Source organism: Bacteroides sp. 2_2_4 (assembly GCF_000157055.1).
GTDB lineage: Bacteria > Bacteroidota > Bacteroidia > Bacteroidales > Bacteroidaceae > Bacteroides > Bacteroides ovatus.
Map to the genome: position 1 here is coordinate 376,493 of NZ_EQ973357.1, position 3,909 is coordinate 380,401.

General features: G+C 44.6%; 3 protein-coding genes. 1 reads left to right on the top strand and 2 read right to left on the bottom strand.

Features of this window, described 5'->3' with window-relative positions:
- Positions 1–153 precede the first annotated feature (153 nt).
- On the top strand, positions 154–597 hold the full coding sequence (locus BSCG_RS20025; protein WP_008775310.1) for a VOC family protein: 444 nt from the start codon (positions 154–156) through the stop codon (positions 595–597).
- Between the two features lie 169 nt (positions 598–766).
- Here BSCG_RS20025 and BSCG_RS20020 read toward each other — a convergent pair whose 3' ends face one another.
- Both BSCG_RS20020 and BSCG_RS20015 read right to left on the bottom strand, forming a co-directional pair.
- Positions 767–2,971 carry a glycoside hydrolase family 2 protein gene (locus BSCG_RS20020; RefSeq protein WP_008775311.1) on the bottom strand — a complete coding sequence of 735 codons (2,205 nt, stop codon included), beginning with the start codon at positions 2,969–2,971 and terminating at the stop codon, positions 767–769.
- Between the two features lie 5 nt (positions 2,972–2,976).
- Positions 2,977–3,909: sulfatase-like hydrolase/transferase (locus tag BSCG_RS20015; protein ID WP_032849383.1), on the bottom strand; the 933-nt coding region annotated here is incomplete at its 5' end.

The window sequence follows — 3,909 nt, forward strand, 5'->3', positions numbered from 1 at the left end:
ACCCCTCACCCTGGACCCATTCATTAGCGCACCGTTTAACTCGTTTCTATGCACTAATGAGGTAAATACAGTTTTTTGAAACGCTATCCAATAGAATGATTATATTTGCATTTTGATATAAGAAACAAATTACAAACTATTAATCAGTAAACCATGAGATTCAGCAACGTAAGATTATTAGTGAAAGACTTCGCCAAATGCTTCAAGTTCTACACCGAACAACTCGGATTAGAGCCATCCTGGGGAGATGAAAATAGCGGATATGCCAATTTTAAAGTAGCTGACGGGATAAAAGGCTTCACCCTTTTTGTATCCGACTGGATGGCACCTGCGGTAGGCAATGCAGATAAGCAACAGCCCGTTGCGATGCGTGAGAAATTAATGGTTTCATTCAGTGTAGATAACCTCGACGAAACTTTTGCCGATCTAAAAGCAAAAGGCGTGACGTTTATCACCGAACCTACGGATATGCCCGATTGGGGGATGCGTACCCTATACCTGCGCGATCCCGAAGAAAACTTGATAGAACTCTTTACCCCTCTAGCACCGGAGCAATGTAGCCAGGAGCTCCTCGAAGAAGATAAGAAATTTCAATAAGAAAGTTTGTTATAAAGAAATGTGCCCATACGAGTGAGCCGGAAAAATGATAGTTAATGAGCCCTATAGTGACATCGCTATGGGGCTCATACATTAACTTGATATTGCAGATATTCACTTGCCTTTCAACTTTATAGCAAGAAACTCACAAAGTAGAATATGAATCTGATTAATAAGCCCTCAACCCATAATCGAATCTCATCTTCTTGCTATCTTTCACTTCGATTTTCAACAGATTACTTCCTTTCCGCAAGTAACGGCTGTAATCGCTGATATTATATTGATTATATTGCCTGGTCTGCTTTGCCTCCTGCGCAAAGACTTCTACACCATTCAGCCAAACTTTGGCTTCTCCGGCAACATTCAGCCATAAAGACAGATGATTGAAATCCTTATCCACCTTAAAAGTAGCTTCTGATACTACCGTAGAACGAGGGGGACAGTCGAAAGGCAAAGAAGTCATTTTCAGCTCCTGACCGTTCATACCGACAAGGCGGGTATTCTTGCTTCCGTTCTGACTGTCTGCAATCAAAGTAACCGCTTTCACGGGAGTGATTTCATACAAACGGTTGTGCATCAGGTGTAACAAGCCTTCCGGTATTTTAGTTACTTTCCGGTCGTAAGTAATCAGGCCGTTCACTTCTCCTTCCACATCAGTGGTTTGTGTATAAACAGCCGCACTCAACCCTTGGGCAATCAGCGTTTCCAAATCATATACCAGACGGCCGTAACTATCAATCAGAGCCATTGCTCCGTCTATATTCTTATACCCCCAGTTCCTCATATTCGGATTCCAGATATGTTCCTTGATCGCCCAGCCATAGCCGCCGAATTCTCCCAGTACGGAAATGCGGTTACCGTTGTTCTCCGGCAGAATCATGGAAGTGACAGGATAATTATGTACGTCGTACATATCGCCTACGCCTCTGTCCGTCCAGCCGGTCACTCCGTTTATCAGGCGTGTATCGTCGTATTTTATCACTTTATTTACGATTTCCACCGTGTTATGCTGTCCCCATCCTTCATTGAAAACCACCCAGGTAGTGATACAGGGATAGAAACGGAGACGGTCGATCATTTCGAACATTTCTTTTTGCCATTGCCGGGTGTGTTCTTCGGGAGCGTTCCAATCAGTAGTAGCCAACGGATTGACGTGTTCCTCCTTCTTCCTTGACGTAGCAAAACCGGAAACCATGTCTTGCCACATCATCAATCCCAGAGAATCAGCGTAATAATAATATTGCTCCGGTTCTACTTTGATATGTTTACGGATCATATTGAATCCCATCTTCTTCAACTGCACCATGTCCCACAACATCGCTTCCTCGGAAGGAGGAGTCAACAATCCATCGGGCCACCAGCCTTGATCGAGCGGACCGTATTGGAAGATGGGTTGGTTATTCAGGCAAATACGGTTATATCCGCACTCATCTTTACAGACATCTACTTTTCTCAAGGCAAAGTAACTCTTTACTCGGTCTAAAACACGTCCTCCATTGGATAAGACAATATTCAAATGATACAGTTTCGGAGATTCGGGAGACCATAAGACAGCGTTTGGAACGTCTATCTCCATCACATCACGCAACTTCTGTTCCACCGTCTTGATTACTTTGCCATCATCCAACACTTCTATTTTCACTTCTTCATTGCCTTTGGCTCCGATTATATCGAAAGCCAGCTTCACGGATTTTCTTTCAATATCAGTGGAAGGAAGTACCTGACGGATATAGGTTTTATTCACCGCTTCCAGCCACACAGTTTGCCAAATGCCCGATACAGGCGTGTACCAAATACCTTCCTGATTAAGTTGTTGTTTCCCTCGGGAAATAGATTCCGTGTCCGTCGGGTCGGTGACGGCTACTTCAATGCTTTGAGGGCCACTCTTCTTCAGGTATTTAGTAATATCGAACGAGAACGGGTTGTTTCCTCCTTTATGCGTACCGACCAACCGGTTATTCACCCATACTTGACATTCATAATCCACTGCTCCGAAATGCAGGATAGTAGATTTGTTCTTCCAGGAAGGATCTAAGGTGAACTCACGTTGATACCATAGTTTATCCGTAGGAAGAAATGTTTTCTGCACTCCGGACAGAGATGATTCAATCGCAAACGGAACCAGGATTTCCCCTTCAAAGGAAACATTCTTCCGAGGCGTGTTCTGATCCGTTACGGCATACTTCCACAATCCGTTCAGATTGATCCATTCTGCCCGTTGCAACTGTGGTCTGGGATAACTTTGCCACACATTTTCCGGCGTCACCTGTTCAGCCCATACTGTTTTAATTTTATCTCCTTTAGGCTCCCATGCATGGGTAAACACCTGCGACATGGCTCCTAAAGCCAGAGTTAGTAAGATTCTCTTATCCATAAGCATTAGCGGGTTTTATATTCTTTAAAATCTTTCCGTCGATTCTTATTGTAGGTATTCCACATTTTCTGGAAATACAGTACATCACTCTTGTCCGCCCATTCGAAATAGGCTGTTTCCAATTCTTTTGCCATTTCAGGATATTTACCGATCAGGTTGTGCTGTTCGGTACGGTCTTCCTTGATGTTGTACAATTCCCATTCATCTCCCTTGAAGTTGGCGGAAACCAGCTTCCAGTCACCTTTACGCACCATGCGGTTGCCTTCATGTTCCGCATAGATGTATCTTTCGGGCATCTTCTTTCCTTTCACAATCGGAAGGATAGACTGACCTGCCATAGGCAGAATCGCTCTTCCCTGATATTCTTTCGGATAAGTGGCTCCTGCCAGTTCCACACAGGTAGACATGATATCGGAGAATTGTGCAGGCTGATGATTCAGTCCGCCTTTGTTCTTCACATGATTACCCCAGAAAATGATACACGGAGTAGAAATACCTCCTTCGTGTGCATAATGTTTATACAGCGTGAACGGCGTGCAGCAGACATTTGCCCAGCCTGTACCGTAATGATGATAGGTTCCGGGCAAACCCATTTGGTCGAGTTCTTCTCCGGTATGGGTATGGTATTCGACTCCGGTCTGTTTGTCGAAACCGAATTCGTGCCATTCGGCACAAGCTCCGTTATCGGACATAAACATGATAAATGTATTGTCTAACTCACCGTTCTTCTTCAATTCATCTACTACCCGGCCGATGTTCGCGTCCATCACATCTACCATAGCGGCAAAAATGGACATACGGCGTGCGAGGTCGGTCTGCTGATCTTTCGTCAATGAGTCCCATGCCGGTAGCGGATGCGTTTCATCTTCAAACAGACTTTCGGGAACTACACCACGTGGACTAAGTGCCGGTTTGCCTTGCATGAGTTTCAGGTCAAC

Coding starts and splice junctions, on each gene's coding strand:
- BSCG_RS20025 (WP_008775310.1), top strand. CDS start 154: ATGAGATTCAGCAACGTAAGATTATTAGTGAAAGACTTCGCCAAATGC.
- BSCG_RS20020 (WP_008775311.1), bottom strand. CDS start 2,971: ATGGATAAGAGAATCTTACTAACTCTGGCTTTAGGAGCCATGTCGCAG.